The organism is Paenibacillus pinihumi DSM 23905 = JCM 16419, from assembly GCF_000422505.1.
GTDB classification, from domain to species: domain Bacteria; phylum Bacillota; class Bacilli; order Paenibacillales; family Paenibacillaceae; genus Paenibacillus_D; species Paenibacillus_D pinihumi.
In genome coordinates, this window is the sequence record NZ_AULX01000023.1 from 88901 (window position 1) to 112795 (window position 23895).

Sequence of the window (23895 nt, forward strand, 5' to 3'; positions counted from 1 at the left end):
GCAAGAAAGTCTGGTGCATAAAATAATTAAATGGTTACAGGCCTTTATTGAAATCATAATCGACTGCCTTGAGAAAGGCACGCGCTATTACAGCATGCCCGTGCAGGCCCGGATGAACCCGGTCCCAGCCGAGTGACGCCGGATATACATGTTCCAGCACTTTATTGAATGCCTCTTGAACATCAACAAACAAGGCATCGTATTTCTCAGCCAGCTTCTTGACCACTGCGCCATATGCATCCATTGTGTTGCGCATGGCATCATTGGCATTCGGCTCGATGTAGAACGGCGTCATTAGAATAAGTCCCTTTACTGTTGGCTTGGTACGGGCAATCAGCTGTTCCAGCTCTGCTTCATACTCTTCAATCAGCACATGGGTTTCTGTCATGGATGGCTGGTCGAATTGACGCCAAACATCGTTAATGCCGATCATGATCGACAGCCAGTCCGGATTCAGGTCCAACACATCCCGTTCCCAGCGCGCTTTGAGATCACGCACATTGTGACCGCTGCTGCCCATATTTACAATCCGGAGGTTAAGCTCAGGATAGGTAGATTGCAGCAATGCAGCAACAACACTTACATAACCATTCCCAAAAGCATGAAATCCTCCGTCCCCGTAAGGGTGCGACCGTCCGCAATCCGTTATGGAATCTCCAATAAGAACAATCTTGTCTCCGCTTGCAAATTTCATTCTCGTATCCCTGCCTTTGTCATAGTCGAATTTATGGGCTTCATCATCAGAAACGGATTCATGTAACCGATTTCAATCTTTTCAGCCCTTGAGCTTTACTTTCGTATTTATGTATTCAGTTCCATTTCCTTGAACACAGCTATAATGTTAATACCAAGCCCTTATATTGTAAAGCCGCTCTTCCAAAAAAAAGATGGAGCAGGCTGTTGCACCCTGCTCCATCTTTCATGAATATTAATGAGATATCTTTAATAATGCCGGATTAGAAATTTTTCATTCTATTGAATCTCGATCCTGTAATGATTAGTTCGTGAATTCCTGAACCCATTGTCCGTTGTAATAACCGACACCAATTTTGTTGAAATTAGCGTTCAGGATATTCTCACGGTGACCCTGGCTGTTCATCCAGTCGTTCATAACCTGGGCAGGAGACTGCTGACCGCTGGCAATATTCTCGCCGGCATAGGAATACTTGATTCCGTACTGGGTCATCATATCAAACGGTGAGCCGTAAGTTGGCGACGTATGGCTGAAGTAATGGTTATTGTACATATCCTTCGCCTTATCCAGCGCAACTCTCGCTAATGCGGAATCAGAGGCAAGCGGCTTCAGGCCGGCTTTCCCGCGCTCTACATTTACAAGTCTCACGACCTCAGCCTCAAACTTGCTTTGCTCCGTTGCTGTACCGCCGTTAGAGCCGTTTGAGCTGTCCGGCTTGTCAGGGGTAGTTGTTCCCGGTTTGGACGGTGCTGTCGGCGTACTGCCGTTATTGGAACCCGAACCAGCCGGAGGCGCAGTCACTTCGCCTGGGGAACCTGCAGACGGGAAATTCTTAAAAATGTCTTGCAGATTAAAGCTGAAGCCTGGCAAAGAACCATTATTGAACAGCTGCGAGAGCTGCGGATTCGACTTCAACAGATCCTCCAGGGAAGAGCCCTGGTTCGATAAATTCGTGATGACCTTGCTGTCTACCTGAACATGCACAGGGATTGTGTTCACGCTTGGCGCAGCCGATGCTGTACCTGCACCTGCACTTATTCCTCCTGCTGCGATCAATCCTGCTGCTAGTGTCCCGGCAATCGTACGGTGAAACAAACGCTTACTCATGAAATCATCCTCCTCGTGTTTTGGGTGCCTTTGGTGACGTGTCCCATGGTAACACGAACAAAACATGATTTCATGCCATAATTATTGGGAGATTAAATATTTCTCATGCAGGAATTCTGACATTTTGGTATGCTTGCGCATCGATTTTTCATGAACAAGGTTGATTTTCCCATTATCGAGTCTGCCGAATCTCTCTGCCAGCTCCTCATTTTCATGCGACCAGTCGACGCCATCCAGAGCTGCCAGACATGATGTCCACTCCGAATTATAGACGCCATCCTTGTACAGGAATCCGTGCGCATATAATGCGATGGCTTCCTGCGCTACACGTGTAGAAGATACGTATTGGGATAAGCCCGGCTGCTCCGGAAGATGCGGCAGAATGCCATTCAAATATTGGTGCAAGATTTCGATATGAGCAGGAATATCCTTGCGGATCTTCCGTGCCATCTCGTAGGAAGGCTGCATTTTCCCAGTGAATAACAACGTAGCTGTAGAATAAAGCCAGCTGAAGCAGGTGAAATTCTTGTTAAACGAGGTCAGGTTGTTGCGGCGCTCAATACCCGCCGATTTCAGCAGCTCGTTGTAGTCGGCTACCTGCTGCATAACAAGGTTCAGCGGATCGGTGGAGTCAAAGGAATGACCCAACTCCTTGCTCACCAACTGCACCTTGGAGTTGATGTCGCCAAATAACTGCTTCTCTTCCTCTTCGTCCAACCCGATATACAGCTGTACGGACAGCTCGCTCTCCATCAGGTCCAGGCGGCGTGCTTCAATTTCAGCCAACAGACCCTCCGTCTGCTCCAACTCCTCAACGAGTGACTCGTCCTCAGGCGCTCTTCTGCATTTCACTTTGAGCTGTGAAGCCTTTCTCTCAACTTTGCGGACTTCCTTGAGCAGTTGCTCATTGACATAGCCAAGCGCCTGAATCCGGTGCTGGCCGTCTAGAATGCTCAGCTTGGAGCCGTGGCGTAGAATGAGGTTTCCCCCTTCTCTGGCAAGCTGATTCACCTGACGCAGGGACAGGGTGACCGGACCAAAGAAAACATGCTCCAGCTCACGCTCCTGCAGGTAATTGGCAATTTTGCGGCGCTGCATCGGACTTAGCTTCCGCTGCACCATTGGATCGATAGCGGTATAGTTCAGCAAATCCTGAACACGAAGCGAGACGGTCGCTACCCCGAAGCTCTCACAGTAAGGATGAATGGTCATTTGCAAACGTAAACCGTCCATTATTCCGCTGCCTCCTTATCAGAAATCAACAATAATTGGTGCTCATTATAGAAATCACGAATAAAGTTATAAGCCTTCATAATCCGGCTGCGGCGTGGCAGACGATCCTTCTCGTCATCCTTGTAAATTTCATGCCATTTCACATGAGGCAAAATTTGCATCGCATGCTTGAGGTTATAGACGTTGAACTGCTGTGTTTTGAAAGCTTCCTCGTGGAAGAACAGCGACAGTGCAATCTGGACGTTCTCTGTCCAGCAGATTTCCGATTTGCTTGGCTGCGGCAGATATTTCAGCATCAGCTCAAAATATTCCGACGCCTGTTCCATACCTCGTATCAAATCGGTCTCGGTATAATGATAGCCATTATGTCTTGCCGCCGATTTCAGCCTGCCTTCGAACAGGCCGACCATCAGCTCGATCAGCAGGTGGTAGCTCCATAAATATTCCGGCGCCTTGCCACGTTCCGAATACATATCGACTCGAATGTTCTCCATAACCGGGTGTTCCTGAACCAGCCTGCTGGCCATGACGTGGTAAAATCTGCGCTGGTCGCGCAAAACAGCCAGGTTGCCTCCGATTTTGCGGGGGAGCTTATTAATATCGGAGAATAATTGGCGCTCCTGCTTCGCATTGATATCCAGATAGATCATAACGGAAATCGGGAAATCATATAATCTGCTGAGCTTCTTCGTAATCTCTTCCATCCGCTCATATTCACGGCGGTCTTTGGCACGCGCCATGTTGCTTTGAAGCGTTTCCATGAGACGACGGAACGCCGCAAGCCTGTGCTGGCCGTCAACAACATAGCATTTTTCCATCGCCTGGAGATTCAGGGTCTGACTGGATTCGTCGTACTGTCCTGCACCTCTTGCTGACAGGATAATGCCGGGAAAGTATACGGTCTGCCCATGATCGAGATAGAGCAGAACATAGTCCATCAGTTTGGATAAGTTTTGCGGGATCAGCTGGCGCTGCACTTCAAGGTCAATCTCATAAATTGAAAAAAGCTTGCTCATCGGCAATGTTGTCGATAAAGTCGTCTGTCCGAACGTGCGTGCCAGCTTCCCCGGAATTTCAATATAGGAAGGGCTTTTATGCTGGGAAATCAAATCAGATAAGGATTCAATCGTGTCCACTTGTCTGTCACTCCTTTGTCATATCATCGCTACTTCACGGTTAGTCCTAATTTATAAGTATATCAAATACGGTGCAAGATTTACATGAGCAATTTTGTTGGATCATAGCCGATCTTATGGAAATTTAAACCTTTTTATGACGTTTTTTAAAAGATAATGTCCAAATTTGTATAATAGTCCCGTTTTTAGAACCGAACACGCTTTTTCTTACTCCTGTACAGGCATATAAAATGTTCATTGCCCCCGGCATTTACCAACAAATTCTTCCATGTCATGTTACATTGTATGCTTCATTGTTTGCTTCATTCTTACCCTCCTGCGGGCATAACAAAACGAATCCCCCCACAGATGTGAGGAGATTCTTTACAATCATTAACGGTTCGTCAGCTTCGTCCAGAAACCGCCCTTGAACTGTTTCGGTTCATGGGAGATGACGAATGCCTTGGGAGAAAGTTTGTCGAGTGTATTCATCAGCCTCTTCTCATTGCTGCGCTTTACGAGCACCTGCATGACCAGACGCTTGCCGTCTCTGCCATCTGCCTGCCATGTCGTCACGCCATAACCCAAATCGCGCAGACGGTTCGGCAGGTCAATGGAAATCGAATCCACGATGACCTGTACGACCAGGTAGCCAAGGGCAAGATATTCTTCAATTTTGCTGCCCACGTAGACCCCTATGCCGAAGCCGATACAGTAAGCGGCCATATTGACCGGGCTGTCCAGGTTACTGAGCACCAGGTTGAGCCCGATCAGATAGATGAACACCTCTACCATCGCAAGCATCGAGGCGGCTAACGTCCGTCCCTTCACGACAAGGATGAGCCGGAGCGTAAAGCTGGCCACATAAACAATGTTGATGGCAATAATGGTACCGGCAAGCGACCAGGAAATCATGCCTGTTCCCGTGCAGCAATAAATTCAGGTCTTGGCGTCTGGCCCGAGTAAGGAGCCTGAAGCCTGTTGTCCACACTGTTATAAACAATAAACACATTGCTGCGCGGATAAGGGGAAATATTGCTGGCCGATCCATGCATCAAATTGCAGTCAAACAACAGAATCGAGCCTGCCCTGCCCACCGGCATCTCGATGGAGCTTTGTTGTGCCAGCTCCGTCAGGCTCTGCTGGTCAGGAACCCCGTACTCCTGGCGGCGCAGCGAGTCCTTGTAATGATTCTCAGGTGTCTGCCCCACACAGGCTATGAACTCTTTATGCGAACCGGGAATAACCATAAGCGAGCCATTATAAACAAAATTATCCTCCAGCGCAATAGAGCAGCTAAGCGCCCGCATAGACGGCATCCCATCCTCCACATGCCAGGTTTCAAAATCCGAATGCCAATAGAATTCCTTTCCGGTAAAACCCGGCTTGTAATTAATCCGCGACTGATGGACATAGGTCTGGCTGCCGAGCAAATAGTCCACAACCTGTTTCAGCTTCGGATGGGAAGATGTGCTGTGGAAAACTTCATTATCGCGATGAACAGCAAAGATAGAACGCACCTCGTCTCCACCCGGCTCACGGATCACTTCATCAGAGGAGACGGTCAAATAATGCTGCTGCAGCCGCTTGAGCTCCTTGCGCCATTCTTCAATCTCCTTTGCTGAAAAGAAGCCTTCTACAAACAGATAGCCGTTCTGCCCGTAGAATTCCGACTGTTCACGGGTGAGCGGAGCGCTGCTGCTCCACTCCGAGTAGACAACAGGGTCCTGGCGCTTAATACGATGCGGCTTATCCGCCAGTCTTGACGGATATTTATCCTTAACTTGATCCAGTTTTGCTTGTGCAGAAGTTTGCATAGTATATCGTCCTCCTCTGAATTCATTTTAATGGGTCAAATTATACCTTCGCCTCTTCCGCAAGCAGCGGATAGACACCTTCCTCGTCATGCACCTCTTGCCCTGTCAACGGCGGGTTGAATACGCAGATCATCCGCATCGTCTTGGTTGCGCGCAGCCAGTGCTTTTCATGGCCATCCAGCGCATAGAGCGTACCCGGACGGATCGGGTACACCTCTCCTCCGTCAACCTCAATCTCGCCCTCGCCTTCCACACAATAGACCGCCTCGACATGGTGTTTATACCAGATCCATGTTTCGGTCCCAGCCTTGATCAGCGTGTCATGCATGGAAAAGCCCATGCCGTCCTTCGCCAGCAGCAATCTGCGGGAATTCCAGGTTGGCGTATCAATATCGTCCTTCGTATTTACTACTTGATCCAGATGTTTAATGATCATTAGCTCAGCTCCTTCATCGCTTCTTCTAAATGTTCCAGCCCCTGGTCCAGCAGCTCCGGCTCAATCGTCAGCGGGGGCATCAACTTTGCAACTTCATCATGCGGCCCGGAGGTTTCCATAATCAGTCCCCTGTTGAAAGCAGCAGCGCACAGCAGTGATGCTTGCTCTGAATCCCGGAAAACGAGTCCCTGAATGAGCCCCTTCCCGCGAATTTCAATGTGATGCTCCGGGTAAGCTGCACGGATCTTCTCCAGTGTGGAGCGTATCCGTGCAGCTTTGGCAGCCAGCTCCGGCTCGAAGTCCGCCTCTACCCAATAATCGAGTGCAGCCGAAGCCGCCACGAAGCCCAAATTGTTGCCCCGGAACGTCCCGTTATGCTCGCCCGGGCTCCAGATGTCATGCTCCGGCTTGATCAGCGTCAGCGCCATCGGCAGTCCGAAGCCGCCTATCGATTTGGACAGGCACACCATATCCGGCACAATTCCCGCCGATTCGAAACTGAAGAACGTACCGGTGCGGCCACATCCCATCTGCACATCATCGACGATAAGCAGAATCTGACGGTCACGGCATATGCGTGCAATTTTCTTAAGCCACTCATCGCTGGCAGCATTCAATCCGCCCTCGCCCTGAAGCGTCTCCAGGAGCACCGCTGCCGGCAGCTCCACACCGCTCCCCGGATCATCCAGCAGCTTTTCCAGATAAGCAGCTGTATCGACCTCGTCACCAAAGTAGCCATCGTAAGGCATAAATGTCGTGTACGTGAGCGGAACTCCGGCTCCGCTCCGCTTGAACTGGTTGCCGGTCGCGGCCAGAGAGCCAAGCGACATTCCATGAAAAGCATTCGTAAAGCATATAATTTGTGTTCTTCCGGTAACCTTGCGTGCCAGCTTCATCGCGCTCTCGACGGAATTGGTGCCGGTCGGTCCCGGGAACATCACTTTGTAATCAAGCTTTCTTGGCTCCAAAATCAGTTTCTTGAAGCGGGTAAGAAAGGTTTCCTTGGCGCTGGTCGCCATATCCAGGCTGTGGGTGATGCCATCCTCATGCAAATAATCAATCAATCTTTGCTTGAGCATCGGATTGTTATGTCCATAGTTGACGGCCCCTGCACCGGCAAAGAAATCAATATACTCTTTGCCGGCGGTGTCCCACAGCCTGGCATTTTGCGCTTTTTGAAAGACAGTTGTAAAGCTGCGGCAATAGCTGCGCACCTCGGATTCCAACTGGTTGAACACCTTCATTGACGGACTCTTTTGCATAAGCTGATTCATCTAATCCCTCCCGGAATAATTTTTGGTTAATCGTGGCTTTCTTTGTTGTCTGCAATCTTGCGCTTCCCTTAATACAGGGGGCCAATAACTACAAGCGGCTCGCTCTCATGCTGCTGCCCCTTCGGAAACAATCCGGCAGGGTAGCCCTGCTGCTCGCTCATTCCGACCGTGCATCCCAGACTGCGGGCCAGCGCCTTAAACAGGCGAAGCGACGCAGTATTGGACGGGCTGATCGTCGCCTCGATAGAGCGGACTGGCCCTTCCTCCCTTGCATCAACCAGCAGCTTCTCCAGCATCGTCCGGCCAAGGCCCTTCCCGCGCTCAGCAGGATCCACCGCAATCTGCCAGATGAACAGCCGGTCTTCGGTATCAGGCGGCCTGAGCGCTGAGACGAAACCAACGACCCTTCCCTCATGCTCGGCTACCAGACAAGTATCTCCGTACATATCGCATAACAGGATGTAGCAGTACGCCGAGTTCAAATCGAGCGTTCCCGCCTTCTTAATCAGCTCCCATACCGCAGCTCCGTCCTGTTTGTTCGGCTTGCGCAATTGATGCTTTAATGCTGTTTCAGGCATCGTATCGCTCCTTCTTGCGGCAAGGACGTCCGTTCTATTCAGTTCTGGTGAGTACTGGCCAGCTCTGCGGTTTCCCGTCCTTGCCGTCATTCTGTTTTCCCTGCTGTTGACGTCCATACGCATCGTCACTAAATAAAACCCAACTATACGAACCTGCTCAGGAATGATTTGAGACGGTCGCTCTTCGGCTGCCCGAACAGCTCCTGCGGCGGCCCTGACTCTACAATCCGTCCATCTGCTCCAAATATGACCCGATCCGCAACATCCCGTGCAAAATCCATTTCATGCGTAATGAGCATCATCGCCATCTCGCCTTCCTCGGCAATTTCCTTGATTACCGCCAGCACTTCCCCGACAAGCTCGGGATCGAGCGCTGAGGTCACCTCGTCAAACACCATAATTTTAGGACGCATGACGAGCGCCCGGGCAATGGCTACCCGCTGTTTTTGTCCGCCGGACAGCTTGGATGGATAGACATCCAGCTTATCCTCAAGACCAACCTTGCGCAGCATTTCCACAGCGCGGTCATGCGCTTCCTCTTTGTCAAGCCCCAGCACCTTGCGTGGCGCTTCGGTGACATTGCGCAAAACCTTCATATGCGGAAACAGATTGAAATGCTGAAAGACCATTCCGATTTTGCTGCGCATCCGGTGTAGATGATGTTCATTTGCACGAACCAGCTTGCCATTACGCTCCATTTGCCATAGCGGCTCGCCCTCTACTTCAATGACGCCGGAGGTTGGTTCCTCCAGTGTCATCAGCATTCGTCCGAGCGTTGTCTTGCCTGAGCCGCTTGGGCCGATTAACGCAACCTTCTCTCCTGCTGCAATGTCCAGATCAATGCCATGCAGCACCTCCAGATCACCATATGATTTTTTTACATCCCGGTAAGAGACGACCGGAACGGCAGATGCTGCCGGCTTCCCCTGATGGGGTTTGCTTACACTCCCTGTAAAGGCGGGCTCTTCCTTCGTCGCTGTGTCCATCCCATCCTCCTTTTGCGGTCAAGCACATGGATCAATACGTTAACCTGACCGTTTAACGTGTATAACGCTGTTTCATCCGGTTCTCAAGCCACCCTACAAGGAAGGCGACAATCAGACTAATGACCAGAAACAGTACGCCTACAATCGTGTAAGGCTCGAACGGACGCCAGTCTCTGGCATTGATGTTCTTGGCTGTCGTCAACAGCTCCACGACTGTAATCGCTGCGAGCAGCGGTGTTTCCTTGAACATGACAATCAGATAATTGCCCATAATGGGTAAAATCGGCGGTATAGCCTGCGGCAATATGATTGCGCTCCATGTACGGACCGGCGTAAAATTAAGGGCTTTGGCTGCCTCCCACTGCCCATTGTCGATTCCCTCAATACCGGATCGGTATACTTGGGACATGTACGTGCTGTAGTGAAGCCCCAGACCGATAATCCCTGTCGTCAATGCCGGAACCGAGATCCCTGTCAGCAGCGGAATGCTGTAAAACAGGAAGAAAATTTGGACAAGCAGCGGAGTTCTGCGGATAAATTCCGATATTCCGTCAACGGTTAACCGGACCAGCACAAACCGTGATCGTGACAGTACGGCCAGGACAAGGCCGAGCGTACAGGCCAGCGCGAAGCCCCATGCGGTAGCGATAAAGGTCGCTTGCAGCGCTGAAAGCAATCTGGGCAAAATAGAAGCGGCATAGCTCCAGTCCCACATCTCTCATCACATCCTTCCTGCCGTCAGCTTCCGCTCAAGCAAGCGGGCGAGCAGCGAAATGACAGATGCGATAATAAAGTACAGGATGAGCAACAGACCAAAAATTTGTGCGGTTTGCGGAAGGTACAGGCTTCTCAAAATCATTGCCTGATACGTTAAATCTGTAAGTGTAATAAAGTAAATGAGAGAGGTCGCTTTCAAAAGCTCAATCATCAGATTATTCATGGGCGGGAGCATTCGTATTAGAGCCTGGGGAAAAACTACTCTAATCATCCGCTGGGCGGATGTGAAATTCAGCGCTTGTGCCGCCTCCCATTGTCCCTTCGGTACAGCAAGAATCGAGCTCCTTACAATTTCCGCCCCGAATGCCCCGTAATTGAGGCCAATGGCCAGCACCGCAGCCGCCATCTTAGACAGCTCGATACCGAGAAAAGGAAGGACAAAATATACCCAAAACAACAGCACCAGCAAGGATATGCCCCGGAATAGCAGCATATACGTATAGGACAAGCCTCTCAGCCACTTCAGCCGGGATATCCGGCATAATCCGGCTGCGCCTGCAATAATCAAGGCTACAATGGCGGACAAAAAGGTTACCTGCAACGTAATCAGCAGCCCTTCCCACATGAGCGGCAGCCATTCCAGCCATTTGGATACCATAGGCTATCCGCACAGCTCCGCTGCTGTCATACCGCCAGGCAGTTCCGCATCAGAGAAGCCGAACTTCTCGAGAATTGTGAGCAGCTCGCCGGACTCCTTGAGCTTCTCCAGCTCTGCATTAAAGGCCTCCACAAATTCCGTATCTGCCGGACGGAATGCCGATGCGCCGTAGCCTCTTACACTTGTTCCATCGATAACAGGCTGCTCGAAATCCTCCACGCGCTCCAGCTTGTCATCTTGGGCAGATGCCAGGCGCGACCGCAATGCCGGGTCTGTCATCGTCATGGCATCCGCTCTGCCGGACTGCAATGCGCTGACTGCGGCATCCTGATCGGGTGTAATGACCATCTGGCTGTCTTTGACGCCTGATTGTTCAAGATATTCAATTTCGACAGCACCGGTCATGACAGCTACTTTGGCCCCGCTGCTGGCAATATCTTCGTAGCTCTTTAAATTCAGCGGGTTACCCTGCTTTACAGCAATCGCTTCTCCAATGCTATACTCCGGATTGGCAAATGCCACCTGTTTGCAGCGGTTTTCATTGATGAACATCCCGGCCGTAATCATGTCGAACCGGCCCGCCTGCAAGCCGCCAATCAGACCGCCAAACTCCGTCAGTTCACCCCGCATCTCTGAAATACCGAGACGTTCCAATATGACACGCGCGATTTCCACCGCTTCTCCAGTCAATGTTCCATCCGCTTCCTTGTAGGCGTACGGATTCTCGTTCGCAAAGCCGACCGTTATGTAGCCCTGGCTGCGCGCCTTCTCCAGCGTCCCGGCTCCGGCCTTATTGTTGCCTCCTGGCGAAGCATTTCCGCCCCCAGATGCGCCTGGGCTCCCGTTTGTGTTTCCAGCTCCGCATGCGGATACCAGCATCATGCCGGCTACCAGCAGCAGGAGCCAACCCTTCCTCATTATGATTCCCACAACCTTTCTTTGTTTTTCCCTGAACGTTCATGCTGCGGCTTTGGCCTTTCGACTTTTGGAGCCTATGCCTCATGCTCTAACTCTCTGTCATCAGCATGGCGCCCTCTTGGGATACTGAATATGCTAACATGAATAGCCGACGGGGTCATTTCCAGTAACCTTCCATAATCTAGGAATATTCAGGCTCATTTGGGAAGAGGCCAGATTAACTGCCTTAGACTCTTTATTCCTCCCGTATCTTCCCGCATGTGGATGTATACGTTATTTTCATCTGTTGGCAATCTGTGTTATAAACAGCGGCAATTTTTGTGAAACAGAGGATTTAAATTTTTTTAGCCGAATAAAGTTTTTTACTGATTTTCCACGATACAAAGAGATAAACGGATATAAAACGAGATAATCCGGTCCAATATTTCAAATTTACGTATAAAACGTTGAATTCCCTCAATTTTCGGCACAATCGACAATTCTCTCCATAAGAAGTCCGGTATTACAGCCAACCTCCCTTTACTCCGACGCACACTACAGATTGAAATTTCTGAAGTTAAATGTATCACATGCATGGCAACTGCCCACGTCATTCTTACAAGACGATCGGACTGGCGGCCTCTCAAAATCCGCTTCATAATGCTCCTTTATTAGTGGCTTGCCTGCCGCTTTGAAGCCATATTTGTGTTTGCTGCCCGCAGGACGCAAAAAAGCAACGGAAGCGATCCTTACGGATGCTCCGTTGCTTTTTTTCTCTGCTAAAAATAATTGTACCGTTTGCAACCATTCCGTCCAATCCCCGATTTGAAAGCGGAAAGAAGACTATTGATTAAATAATGACGCCGCCCCGATCAGGCCGACATCATCATTCAACTTGGCAGGCACGATCTCGAAGGTACCGCGGTACGGGACCATAACGAAGCGGTCCGTCTCTTCCCTAAGCCGGGGGAACAGCATATCGCCCGCCTTGCTCACACCGCCGCCGATGACGATCTTGTCGGGATTGAACGTGTGGACAATATTGGCCAGTCCAATAGCCGTGTAGCGGATCATCCGCGTGATCACTTCAGCAGCGACCACATCCCCCTGAGCCTCCGCTGCAAAAACGTGACGGGAGGAAATCTCCTCCCCTGCGGCAGCGGCAAGCTCAGTCATAACAGAACGCCCGGATTCGAGACGCCGCAGCGCCTCGTTACGGATGGCCGTGCCTGAAGAGAAGGTCTCCCAGCAGCCGTAGTTGCCGCAATTGCACAGCACACCATCGGGATGAATGATCGTATGGCCGAGTTCCCCGGCGAAGGAGCTGCTTCCAAGCAGCAGCTTGCCGTCCATGACGACTCCTGCGCCAATGCCCGTACTGAGCGTCACATATACCATGTTGTCCGAGCCGACGCCCGCACCCCGGACATATTCGCCCCAGGCCGCCGCATTGGCATCATTTACAACCTGTACAGGCACGCCCAGATCCGCTTCCATCCACTGCTTGAGCGGCACGTTGTTCCACTCCGGCAGATTCGTGCCATTCAAGGCAATCCCCTGACGGCTGTCTACAGCGCCGGGGGAAGCCAGACCAACCCCCTGCAGCGCTTTGCCATTGGAAACACTATTAATCATCTTTACCATGCTTTGTACTACCTCGCGCGCGGTTACAGCGTCTGCCGTATCCATCTGTTCGCGGTGCACGACATTGCCGGAGGCGTCGAATAATGCAGCCGCAATTTTCGTTCCTCCCAGGTCTACCCCTACTACATAGTTTTCATTGCTCACTGCAGCTCACCTTTTTTATACTCTATTTATGCACCGTCATGATGTAAAATGTCTGATAGATTGCGCAGCCGCACCGGATCAATGCCGGCAAGGGCGGATGACCCGCTGCGTACTGCGGTTCCGAAATGAACTTCCTGAACCCCGGTTGCCGCCACAAAATCGGCGATGCCTTCGACAGTCAGCCCGCTGCCAGCAAGAATGCGCAGCCCGCTGCCTCCGGCTGCCGCTACCAGCGCCTTAATCTGATCAACCGCTTGCGGTGCAGGCTTCAGGCCGCCGGAAGTCAGCACGCGGTTGATCTCCGGATAGCGCAGAAGCGTCTGAATGCCGGACAACTGGTCGTCCAGCTCGTCAAAAGCGCGATGGAAGGTTACATTCATCTCCTCCGCCAGCGGCAGCAGCTCTTCCAGCCCTTCCGTGTCAATCTGTCCCTCTTCCGTCAGCAGCCCGATCACAATACCGGCTGCGCCCGTTTTGGAGATTGCCCGGATCTCCTGAGCCATCGTTTCCTTGTCCAGCCGGTCATATACAAAGGAACGGCTGTGCGGCCGGACCATGACATGAACCGGAATGCTGACCGCCTCTGCCACGCATTGCACCATTCCGATGCCCGGCGTCAGTCCGCCTTCTGTAAAGGCGGTAATCAGCTCGATGCGGTCTGCGCCATTCTTCTCCGCTTCAATCGCATCCTGTACACAGGTCGCAATGACTTCCAATACTGTATTCATGACTTCTCCTCCGATTTCGAGACAAAGCAGCTCACTGCATAGTCAGCCAGCAGCCGCGCACCATAACCGGTCGCTCCCGCTTCCGAGTAGCCTGCGTCGGATTTATACTGCACTGTCCCTGCCATATCAATGTGAACCCAATCCATTGACGGGTCCACGAATCGCCGGATGAACAGTGCGGCCGTAATCGCCCCGGCCAGATCGCCGGTCCCGATATTGCGCAAATCGGCGTAGTTGCTCCGCAGCTCAGCCTCATATTCGTCCATCAGAGGCATCGGCCACAGCCGCTCCCCGTTCCGTTCTCCAATCGCCACAAGCTCCCGCGTCATCGCCTCATCGCCCCAAATACCGGCAATGCCAAGGCCAAGCGCCGCTCCGACATTGCCTGTCAGCGTGGCAATATCGATAACCTTGGACGCGCCGAGCGCTGCCGCATGCAGCAGCGCATCGGCAATAATGAGACGCCCTTCGCCGTCCGTATTGGCAACTTGCACGGTCAGGCCGTTCGGATACTGCACAACCGAGGATGGCAGCATCGCTCCCGGACCCGGCAAGTTGTCGACGACAGCCAGCAGCGCGGTCACATTGACCTTCGCTTGCGTGCGCGCAAGAATATCCATTGCGCCGGCAACTGCAGCAGCGCCTCCCATATCCATGCGGGCATCGCTGATATCGCGGCCCGTCTTGACGTTCATGCCGCCCATATCGAAGGTGACGCCTTTGCCGACAAGCGCCAGCAGCGGCTCGCCAGGAGCACCTTCATAGGCAATTTCAATCAGCGCAGGCGAATGGCTGCTGCCCGCTCCTACCGCGAGCAGCCCATTCATCTGGCGCTTGACCAATTCCTCTCCCTGGAACACACGCAGCTTGACCGGCAATCCGGCGAAATGCCGCTCCACCCCGATTACGAACGAAGCCGGATGCAAGCCATCCGGCGTATCGTTAACCAGATCGCGCGTCAGCATCGCCGCTTCCGCGCGAAGACGCGCTTCCGCTTCCGCTGCTTCAAGCTGAACCAGCCCCAGTACGCCACCTTTATCCGGCAGGATGCTCAGCGCCACCGTCCGGCCTGAACGGCTCTTTCCTCTGTATTTGTCGTATTGATAAAGCCCGAGCAGCCAGCCTTCAATCCAAGCCTGTACCCAGCCTTGCGCTTCCTCCGGCTTGCCGCCGGTTGCAGCAAGCGCCGCTTCAGCTGACAGCTCGCCCAGCGGCTGGGCTTCGGCCAGCAGCGCCCTGGCCGCCCTTCCGCCTGCACGGCGTACCGACTCCAGCTTCAAGGCAGCAAACTCACCCATTCCGATCACAAGCGCATCCTGCTCATCAGCCTTACGGCGGTAATACCACGTAACAGCACCTTCCGCCTGCTTGCCGGCAGGCAGCATATACTCACAAGGCTGTCCGGAGAGTACCGGCAGCAGCCGGACCTTCGTTCCTTCTGCCCGTTCAAAGTTTATTTTCATAACGATCCCTTCCTTACATGAAGTTCAGCACACTTCTGCCCTTTCAGCAGCTTCAACCCGCCCGGCCGTGCGGCATACCGTCGATCCGCAGATCCCGGGTGCTTTCACTTGCCAAGCGGGTATTGGCGCAGCGGGGAACAGACTGCCATCGTTCATTCCCGTCCAGGCGCTTATACTTTTTTCTTACTGCATATGCTTGACCTATGCCTGCCTGCCGGACATAATCTCCTCATCGTACAAATGGCAAGCCACATGACGGTCAGGTTCCACTTCCAGGAACTTCGGCGCCTTCGTCTTGCATACTTCCATACAGGAAGGACAGCGCGTATGGAATCGACACCCTGTAGGCGGATCGACCGGACTTGGCAGATCGCCCTTCAAAATGATGCGCTCCCTCGTCAGGCTAGGGTCCGCTACAGGAACCGATGACAGCAATGCCTGCGTATACGGATGAAGCGGACGCTCGTAGAGCTCTTCCTTGGAAGCCGTCTCTACCAGCGCACCCAGGTACATGACGCCGATCCGGTCGCTAATATGCTCGACAACACTGAGATCATGCGAGATGAAAAGATAGGTAAGCCCGTATTCCTCCTGCAAATCCTGCAGCAAATTGAGCACCTGGGATTGAATCGATACGTCCAACGCCGATACCGGCTCATCGGCAACGATCAGGCTCGGACGAACGGACAACGCCCGGGCGATGCCGATCCGCTGGCGCTGGCCTCCACTGAATTCATGCGCATAGCGCTCGGCATGGAAGCTGTTCAGACCAACGACCTCAAGCAGCTCCGAAGCCAGCTTGTCCCGTTCGCCTTGGCTAAGCTTTGTATGGATAAGCAACGGCTCGGCAACCAGATCCTTGACCTTCATTCTCGGATTGAGCGAAGCGTACGGGTCCTGGAACACCATCTGCATTTCCTTGCGGATCGGGCGCATCTGGTTGTCGGACAGCTGCGTAATGTTCTGCCCGTTGAACCACACCTCGCCTTCATTAGGCGTCAGCAGTCTGGTAACGAGACGCCCGGTCGTGGATTTGCCGCAGCCGCTCTCTCCTACAAGACTGAAGGTTTCGCCTTTGCCGATCGAGAAGGAAATGCCGTCCACCGCGCGCAAATATTTATGCTTGCCGAACCATCCCTTGTTTACAAGAAATGATTTCTGCAGCCCTTTGACTTCAATTAACGGCGTGCTCATACAGCGCTTCCTCCTTTCTGTTCCGATTGCTGAGTCAGCCAGCAGCGGCTCTTGCGACCTTCGCCGCCTACAGCGAGCAGCTCCGGCTCCGTCGTCATACATTCCGGCATTACATGTGCGCAACGCGGGGCGAATTTGCAGCCCTGGGGCATATGCGACAAATCCGGTACATTGCCGGGAATCGACTCCAGACGTTTCACCTTCTGGCGCAGTTTCGGCACAGAGCGGATAAGCCCTTGCGTATACGGATGCTGCGGATTGGCGAACAGTTCCTTGACAGGAGCTTCCTCGACAACACGGCCCGCGTACATGACGACGACGCGGTCACACATTTCGGCTACGACACCAAGATCATGCGTAATGAGCAGCATGCCCATGCTCCGCTCTTCCTTAAGCCGCTTCATCAGATCGAGAATTTGCGCCTGAATCGTAACATCGAGTGCAGTTGTCGGCTCATCGGCAATAAGCAGCTTCGGATGGCAGGACATCGCCATCGCAATCATAACCCGCTGCCGCATCCCGCCCGAGAGCTGGTGCGGATAATCGTTCATGACTTCACTTGCCCGGGGAATGCCCACCAATTGCAGCATATGAACGGCATGCTCACGCGCTTTGGCTTTATTGAAGCCAAGATGAAGCCGGATCGGCTCTTCGATCTGCTTGCCGATGCGCAATACCGGATTTAGCGAGGTCATCGGTTCCTGAAAGATCATCGCCAGTTCCTTGCCCCGGACCTTGCGCATCTCATTTTCAGAGAGACGCAGCAAATCCTTGCCTTCAAATTTGACGTGGCCGCCAGCATTTTGGCCGGGGGTACCCTTGAGCAGCCTCATGATCGACAGGGAGGTTACACTTTTACCGCAACCGGATTCGCCGACCAGACCGAGCACTTCCCCGCTGTTTATATGAAAATCCAAGCCGGCGACGGCCATTACATTGCCGCCTGCCCGTTTGAACTCCGTTTTCAACCCTTCAACTTCGAGCAATTTATTCATCGCGGCCTGCCCCTTTAGTTTTTCATTTTGGGATCAAGAGCGTCCTGCAGTCCGTCTCCGACCAGATTAAACGCAAGTACCGTAAGAAAAATAATTAAACCTGGGAAATATACAACATGCGGTGCAATACTTAAATAGTCGCGGCCCATGCTGAGCATCGCGCCCCAATCCGGCTCCGTGGGCTTCGCGCCCATGCCGAGAAAGCTCAATGATGAAGCGGCCAGAATGGCGCCCCCAATTTTCATCGTAACGTTAACAATGACGCTAGGCAGCGTCTCCGGAAAAATATGACGCCAAATAATCCGTCTGTCCTTGGCTCCCATAGAACGTGCAGCTTCAACAAACAATGTCTCCTTCGCGGACAGCGTCACACTCCGGATCATCCGGGCAAACGAAGGAATACCGAATACAGCGACGGCAATAACAACGTTCGTCAGACCCGGACCGAGAATGGCGACGATACCGATTGCGAGCAAAATATCAGGAAAGGAAAACATAACGTCGCTTCCCCGCATGATCAGCCGGTCCAGCCACTTGCCGTAGTAACCGGAGAGCAGACCGAGAATGGTGCCAAAAAACGCGGCAATCAATACAGCGCTCAAGCTTACCGCCAGCGACAGGCGTGTGCCTTCGATCAGACGGCTGAGAATGTCGCGCCCGTATTCATCCGTACCGGCCCAGTGCTTGGCCGAAGGTCCGGCGAGAAGCGCATCATAATCCGGTGCGCTCGGATCGTAAGGCGTAATATAGGGTCCAAAAATGGCAACCAGTACAAGCAAAATAATAAAGATGCCGGCAACGAGGGAAACCTTTTGCTTGCTGAATTTGCGGAGAAATTCAGCAGTTGCGCTTTTTCGTTTCGCTGGTGCGGCGGGCTGTTGTCCAGACCCTTGGGAGGAGTTGGCCGCAGCTGTCGATTGTTGACTCATTGGTAACTCTCCTTCCTCTATTTCGAATCGAATCTGATCTTCGGATTCAGTACGCCGTACAGTAAATCGACGAGCAGATTAATCAGGATAAATTCAGTGGCAAAAAGCAGCAGCAGCGCCTGAATAACCGTATAGTCCCGGAAAGCAATCGAGTCGACGAGCATCCGGCCCATTCCCGGAATACTGAAGACGGTCTCGACCATAACCGATCCACCCAGCAAAAATCCAAATTGCAAGCCCGCTACGGTAACGACTTGAATCAGCGAGTTGCGCAGCGCATGGCGGCCAACGACGATAAATTCATGCAATCCCTTCGCCCGTCCTGTGCGGATGTAATCCTCACGCATCGATTCAAGCATCGATGTCCGGGAGAAACGGGCAAGCATGGACATAATTCCGGCACCGAGCGTCAAAGACGGCAGTACATAACTGGACCAGGAATCTACGCCCCCTGTCGGGAACCAGCCAAGCTCTACAGAGAAAATTTGAATCAATACAAGTCCAAGCCAAAAACCCGGAATCGAGATTCCTGAGATGGCTGTAATCATGCCGACATGATCCGGCCATTTGTTACGGTTGATCGCCGAGATGATTCCGATGAATACTCCCATAATGACCGCCCATCCCATACTGAAGAGAGTCAGCCAGATTGTCGGCATTACACGGGTGGCCAGCATATCGCTCACCGGCAGTCCGGAGCGGATGGAATTGCCCAGATCGCCGTGGAACAGCCGGCCCATATAATCAATGTATTGCTGCCACAGCGGGTTGTTCAAGCCAAGCTGCTCCCGGATTCCATTAATTTCTTCCAGTGTTGCTTCCTTTCCGGCGATAAGCCGGGCAGGGTCACCCGGAATAAGGTGAATAAACATAAATACAACCACCGATACGACAAAGAGCAGCGGGATAACCCCCAGCAGCCGTTGCAGAGCATATCTACCCAAGCCGGATACCTCCTCTAGACAAAGAGAGAGGCTGCTCCAATGATTCCAACACTGAAGCAGTCTCCCCTTCTTAATTATTGCTTCCTTGAATGAACTTGTTCTGTTATTGCTTTACTTCAGCATTCAGAACATTGATGGAGCCGTCCGGATAAACTTTTACGCCATCAAGGTACGCACGCTTACCGGAGATAGCCTGATCAACAGCGAGGAACGCCCATGGAGCATCGCCCCAGATTTGTTTTTGGATGTCGCTGTAGATCGCTTTGGCTTTTTCTGCATCTGTGGAACGGTTTGCTTCCGCAATCCATTTGTCCACATTCTCGTTTTTGTAATAGGCCGTATTCGAACCTGCCGGTGGGAACATTTCGCTGCTGAACAAACCTCTTGTAGCACCGTCAGCATCACCGGAGGATGGGGACCAGCTTACAAACCACATTTGAATTTTAGCTTCTTCAGGTGATTTAGGTGAGTTGATTTGGTCAGACAGTGTTGCGCCTTCCATTGCCTTCACCTCCAGCTTGATGCCTGCCAGAGACAGTTGCTGGGCAATAAACTGCATGCCTTTCATCGTCTCGGAGTCGTTCTCGCCCCAGATTTCAGCTTCAAAGCCGTCCGGGTATCCAGCTTCAGCCAGCAATTGTTTTGCTTTCTCCAGGTCATAGCCGTAGCCTTCCTGCTTGGAGTAGAACTGCGTTTTGGACGACATTGTGGAATCAAGCGCCGTTCCAAGTCCGGATTTTACAACTTTTATGAACGCATCTTTATTAATCGCATAGTTGATCGCTTGACGGACTTTCAGATCGTCGAAAGGCTTCTTCATCGTGTTCAGTGTAACGTAACGTACAATAGTAGAGTCTGTTTTGTCGATAACGATATTGCTGTCATTTTGAACCTCGTTCACTTGCTCCGTAGGCATCGGGTAGATGAAATCCGCCTCGCCTGTTTTCAGCATCGCAATACGGGAACCATTCTCCGGTACCGGCTTGAATGTCAGGCTGTCTACTTTAGGCAGGCCTTGCTGCCAGTAATCCGCATTTTTCTCCACAACCAGACGGTCGCCTTCAATCCACTCTTTGTACTTGAACGGACCTGTACCTACCGGATTTTGGCCGATTTTGTCGCCATACTTCTCAAGTGCAGCCGGGCTGATCATCAGACCCATAGCCAGCTTGTTCAGGAATGCGTTGTACGGCTCGCTCAGCGTAATGACAACTGTGTTTGCATCCGGTGTTTCCACTTTGGTCACACGGGAGAAGCTTCTGCGCATTCTCAGGTTGTTCTTTTCGTCAATGATACGTTCGATGTTGACTTTAACCGCTTCGGCATTGAAGTCCGTTCCGTCATGGAACTTGACGCCTTCTTTCAGTTTCAATGTATAAACCAGACCGTCATCGCTAATTGTATAGCTGTCAGCGAGTACAGGCTTCAGATTCATATTTTCATCAAAGCCCATCAAACCTTCGTACATGGATCTTACAGCGGAAATCGAGTTGGTATCCCCTGCATTGTGCGGGTCCAATGTAATGAAGTTGGCATTTACAGCGATAATCGCATTATTGCCATTCTTGGAACCGGCAGGCGCCTTTGTCCCGGTGTTTTCTGTTTTCCCTGGTGTTGTTGAACCACTATTGCCGCTGTTGCTAGAACAAGCAGCCGCTACAACCGTTACAATCATCAGCAGCATCAGCATGCCCCATGCTTTTCCTTTGAATCTCATTCTGCTCCACCCCTTGTGAGTAATGTATATAGAATCTCTTCATGCCGAAATAGCGGATGAAGGCTATTCTTAAATTGTCTGATTCCCTTAGCTCACTGCTCCATTAAAGCGAAAATACAGCCTTGCGCTCGCCTACCACGGTGCCGCCATCGTTCAAGATGATGTTCGGAACAAGCTCATACAGGCGGTCGATGGTCGACTGGTCATCATAGCCGAGCTTCTCCAAGATGCTGGCGATAATGCAAGGCCACACCTGCTCGGAGCCGTCGGATACTTTGAGGGAAATGCCAAGCCGCTGCTTGCGCAGTCCGATGCCGTATACCCCTTTGGCTCCGCCCTTGGCAGACAGGTTGCTGTCCTTGAGCAAGGCCGAGCACACGAACTTCGTATCTGCGATCATATCCGGATACTCATTCATCCGCTGTGCCATCCGCTCTGCGGCGGCGCGGGTTTCTTCATCGGCAATCAGATCGGTACAGGCCAGCTTCAAGTATGTCCATGCAATCTTGTGAAGCGGCAGCGCGTGGACAGGAAGGCCGCAGCCATCAATTCCAACCGGAATTGAAGACACAGACACATCTGCCATCTCGGCAAGCGAAGCCAAAATTTCCTGCTGCGCCGGGTGCTCCATTTTGTAATACGACTCCGGATCCCACCCCATATGCTTGCTCAGGCCGATCAGGCCCAGATGCTTGCCGGAGCAGTTGTGGAACAGGCGGCGCTTCTCTTCGCGGTTACGGTGGCGCTCTGCCTTGGCACCCTCATTGAGCGGATAAGTAGCGCAGCAGTGCAGCATGCTCTCGTCCAGCTCCATCTTATGAAGCATCGATTCCAGAGCGTCGATGTGAAATGCCTCGCCCCTGTGGGAAGCAGCGAACAACGCTGTCTCCTGGTTGGACAGACCATAAATTTCGTCAATCTTTCTCTTCATGCCCGGCAGCGCCTGGAAGGGCTTGGCCGCCGATCGCAAAAATGTCATATGGTCAGGATTGCCCGCCTGATAGATGACCTTCCCTGTCTCATCAACAACGGTGACAGCACCGTAATGGACATTCTCGAGAACGCCTCCCCGGTATTCCTCGACAAGCGGTATAAAGCTGTTGCTCATGATGTATCCCCCTTAATGATGAACCTTAAATATAATTCCTATGCCAGGCTCCGCAGACCGGCCTAATCAAGCTTGAAAAATTGCGCTTGGGCCTGAAGGCCCGAACCGATCATGACACCCGCTTCATGCAGTTGTGAAGTGACGAACCGGAAAGAGTCGCGAAGCGGCTCCCACACGAAGCGGGAATGGCAGCGTTCCTTCACTTCCTCATACATCTCCGGAAACTTGTCGGTCAGCTCCCCGCTGAAAATGACCGTATCCGGATTGTACATGCAGACTACATTGTTCACCGTTATTGCCATGTAAGTCAGCGCCCGGTCAATGAGATGAATGGCCCAGCGTTCGCCAGCCGCCCGGGCTGCAAACAGCTCCTCCACGGACTGAATCGGCCTGATCTGGCTCGCCTCCTGCAGCAGCGAATGAATGGTAATGTAAGTTTGCAGACAGCCCGCCTTGCCGCATTGGCACAGCGGACCGTTCGGGTCAACTGTTGTATGTCCGATCTCACCGGCGCTGTTCATTTCCCCGCGATAGATTTCCCCTTCGAAGATAAGCGCCGAGCCGACTCCATTGCCGAAGCCAAGCAGCGCGGTACGGTTCGATCCGATAGCCGAGCCCTTCAAATGTTCAGCGAGCGCCTTGACCTTCAACTCATTATCAACCTTTACCTTCAGGCCTGTAGCCTCCTCCAGCAGCGCTGACAATGCGACATTCTTCCATCCGAGCTGCACCGAGAACACGACAACTCCTCTGCCGTTGTCAATGATGCCAGGGAGACCTACTCCGATTCCTACAATATGTTTCCTTTCGGCGATTCCCCGCTCAAGCATATGTTCCAGTACATCGGAAATCCGCTGTACCGTAACCTCCGGCGCCTCTTCAATTCCCCGCTCATGGCTTTCACTGTGCACCAGATTGCCCTGCAAGTCGACAACTCCGATATTCAGGACATGTCGATCAAGCTCGATTCCGATGGAGCTCACCGAAGCATCCATCAGGCCGAGCAGTGTGGACTTTCTGCCTAGTCCTTCAGACACCTGCTCAGATTCAATCACATAGCCTTGCTCTGTCAGCTCCCCGACAATCCGGCTGACCGTCGTCGGACTCATTCCCGTCTTCTTGGCGATCATTGCTCTTGAGATCGGGCTCTGGGTCTTAATCATTTCGAACACCGTCAACCGATTCTGGCGCTTGATAAAGTCCTGATCATGTTTCATAAACGGTTCATTCCCTTAATTAATTTCTTCCGTGGAATAAGTATAGTATTAATAGAATTAAAAATGATAGATTTATGATTAAAAACCTATAATTCTACAAAAATCGACTCCCTATTTCTCCAGTGATGTTATTAATATAAAACAACATTTTGCATACGTCAAGATACATAACATTTTTCCAGCCAAATATTTTTTATATACCGAAAGTAAACGCTTTTTTATCGGTTATTGAGGTTTGACATAAAATATCGAAAATATTTGTCATGTTCATTGACATATACATGACGTAATATAGTCATT

Annotated in this window: 23 protein-coding genes; all 23 read right to left on the reverse strand. The window is 51.9% G+C overall.

Annotated elements, in window-relative coordinates; all coding sequences use genetic code 11:
• Positions 1-34 precede the first annotated feature (34 nt).
• Positions 35-694, reverse strand: a complete 660-nt coding sequence (locus H583_RS0107235; RefSeq protein ID WP_028559886.1) for an SGNH/GDSL hydrolase family protein — start codon at positions 692-694, stop codon at positions 35-37.
• 303 nt (positions 695-997) lie between these two features.
• Positions 998-1801 (reverse strand): CAP domain-containing protein, encoded by an 804-nt coding sequence (locus H583_RS0107240; protein WP_036708782.1) that lies wholly within the window; start codon positions 1799-1801, stop codon positions 998-1000.
• A gap of 81 nt (positions 1802-1882) precedes the next feature.
• Positions 1883-3034 (reverse strand): DNA sulfur modification protein DndB, encoded by a 1152-nt coding sequence (locus tag H583_RS0107245; protein ID WP_028559888.1) that lies wholly within the window; start codon positions 3032-3034, stop codon positions 1883-1885.
• On the reverse strand, positions 3034-4170 hold the full coding sequence (locus H583_RS0107250; protein ID WP_028559889.1) for a DGQHR domain-containing protein: 1137 nt from the start codon (positions 4168-4170) through the stop codon (positions 3034-3036). Before H583_RS0107250 ends, H583_RS0107245 begins: the two co-directional genes overlap by 1 nt.
• Before the next feature lie 372 nt (positions 4171-4542).
• A complete protein-coding gene (locus H583_RS0107255) occupies positions 4543-5064 on the reverse strand; it encodes a DUF2179 domain-containing protein (RefSeq protein ID WP_028559890.1) in 522 nt (173 codons plus the stop codon).
• Entirely contained in the window at positions 5061-5966 is a 906-nt protein-coding gene (gene thpD, locus H583_RS0107260; protein ID WP_028559891.1) for an ectoine hydroxylase, read from the reverse strand. Before thpD ends, H583_RS0107255 begins: the two co-directional genes overlap by 4 nt.
• A 40-nt stretch (positions 5967-6006) precedes the next feature.
• A complete protein-coding gene (locus H583_RS0107265) occupies positions 6007-6402 on the reverse strand; it encodes an ectoine synthase (RefSeq protein ID WP_028559892.1) in 396 nt (131 codons plus the stop codon).
• A complete protein-coding gene (ectB, locus tag H583_RS0107270) occupies positions 6402-7676 on the reverse strand; it encodes a diaminobutyrate--2-oxoglutarate transaminase (RefSeq protein WP_028559893.1) in 1275 nt (424 codons plus the stop codon). Before ectB ends, H583_RS0107265 begins: the two co-directional genes overlap by 1 nt.
• Before the next feature lie 68 nt (positions 7677-7744).
• The gene (gene ectA, locus H583_RS0107275) at positions 7745-8344 is read right to left on the reverse strand and encodes a diaminobutyrate acetyltransferase (RefSeq protein WP_245585869.1); all 600 of its coding nucleotides are present in this window, start codon (positions 8342-8344) and stop codon (positions 7745-7747) included.
• A gap of 53 nt (positions 8345-8397) precedes the next feature.
• Positions 8398-9240, reverse strand: a complete 843-nt coding sequence (gene ehuA, locus H583_RS0107280; protein ID WP_028559895.1) for an ectoine/hydroxyectoine ABC transporter ATP-binding protein EhuA — start codon at positions 9238-9240, stop codon at positions 8398-8400.
• A gap of 52 nt (positions 9241-9292) precedes the next feature.
• Positions 9293-9955: an ectoine/hydroxyectoine ABC transporter permease subunit EhuD gene (gene ehuD, locus H583_RS0107285; protein WP_028559896.1), complete on the reverse strand. Its 663-nt coding sequence runs from the start codon at positions 9953-9955 to the stop codon at positions 9293-9295.
• Between the two features lie 6 nt (positions 9956-9961).
• Positions 9962-10615: an ectoine/hydroxyectoine ABC transporter permease subunit EhuC gene (gene ehuC / locus H583_RS0107290; RefSeq protein WP_028559897.1), complete on the reverse strand. Its 654-nt coding sequence runs from the start codon at positions 10613-10615 to the stop codon at positions 9962-9964.
• A 3-nt stretch (positions 10616-10618) separates the two neighbouring features.
• Complete coding sequence (gene ehuB / locus H583_RS0107295) at positions 10619-11533, reverse strand: ectoine/hydroxyectoine ABC transporter substrate-binding protein EhuB (protein ID WP_028559898.1); 915 nt, start codon at positions 11531-11533, stop codon at positions 10619-10621.
• Positions 11534-12355: 822 nt separating this feature from the next.
• Positions 12356-13300, reverse strand: a complete 945-nt coding sequence (locus H583_RS0107300) for an ROK family protein (RefSeq protein ID WP_028559899.1) — start codon at positions 13298-13300, stop codon at positions 12356-12358.
• Positions 13301-13326: 26 nt separating this feature from the next.
• On the reverse strand, positions 13327-14028 hold the full coding sequence (locus H583_RS0107305) for a copper homeostasis protein CutC (RefSeq protein WP_036708786.1): 702 nt from the start codon (positions 14026-14028) through the stop codon (positions 13327-13329).
• The gene (locus tag H583_RS0107310; protein ID WP_028559901.1) at positions 14025-15491 is read right to left on the reverse strand and encodes a M17 family peptidase N-terminal domain-containing protein; all 1467 of its coding nucleotides are present in this window, start codon (positions 15489-15491) and stop codon (positions 14025-14027) included. Before H583_RS0107310 ends, H583_RS0107305 begins: the two co-directional genes overlap by 4 nt.
• 201 nt (positions 15492-15692) lie before the next feature.
• On the reverse strand, positions 15693-16685 hold the full coding sequence (locus H583_RS0107315) for an ABC transporter ATP-binding protein (RefSeq protein ID WP_028559902.1): 993 nt from the start codon (positions 16683-16685) through the stop codon (positions 15693-15695).
• Positions 16682-17680 (reverse strand): ABC transporter ATP-binding protein, encoded by a 999-nt coding sequence (locus H583_RS0107320; protein WP_028559903.1) that lies wholly within the window; start codon positions 17678-17680, stop codon positions 16682-16684. Before H583_RS0107320 ends, H583_RS0107315 begins: the two co-directional genes overlap by 4 nt.
• 14 nt (positions 17681-17694) lie before the next feature.
• Positions 17695-18609 (reverse strand): ABC transporter permease, encoded by a 915-nt coding sequence (locus H583_RS0107325; protein ID WP_028559904.1) that lies wholly within the window; start codon positions 18607-18609, stop codon positions 17695-17697.
• A 17-nt stretch (positions 18610-18626) separates the two neighbouring features.
• Positions 18627-19553, reverse strand: a complete 927-nt coding sequence (locus tag H583_RS0107330) for an ABC transporter permease subunit (protein ID WP_028559905.1) — start codon at positions 19551-19553, stop codon at positions 18627-18629.
• A gap of 103 nt (positions 19554-19656) precedes the next feature.
• Entirely contained in the window at positions 19657-21270 is a 1614-nt protein-coding gene (locus H583_RS0107335; RefSeq protein ID WP_028559906.1) for a glutathione ABC transporter substrate-binding protein, read from the reverse strand.
• 103 nt (positions 21271-21373) lie between these two features.
• Positions 21374-22378 (reverse strand): asparaginase, encoded by a 1005-nt coding sequence (locus H583_RS0107340; protein ID WP_028559907.1) that lies wholly within the window; start codon positions 22376-22378, stop codon positions 21374-21376.
• Between the two features lie 62 nt (positions 22379-22440).
• Positions 22441-23595 (reverse strand): ROK family transcriptional regulator, encoded by a 1155-nt coding sequence (locus H583_RS0107345; RefSeq protein ID WP_028559908.1) that lies wholly within the window; start codon positions 23593-23595, stop codon positions 22441-22443.
• Positions 23596-23895: the final 300 nt, after the last annotated feature.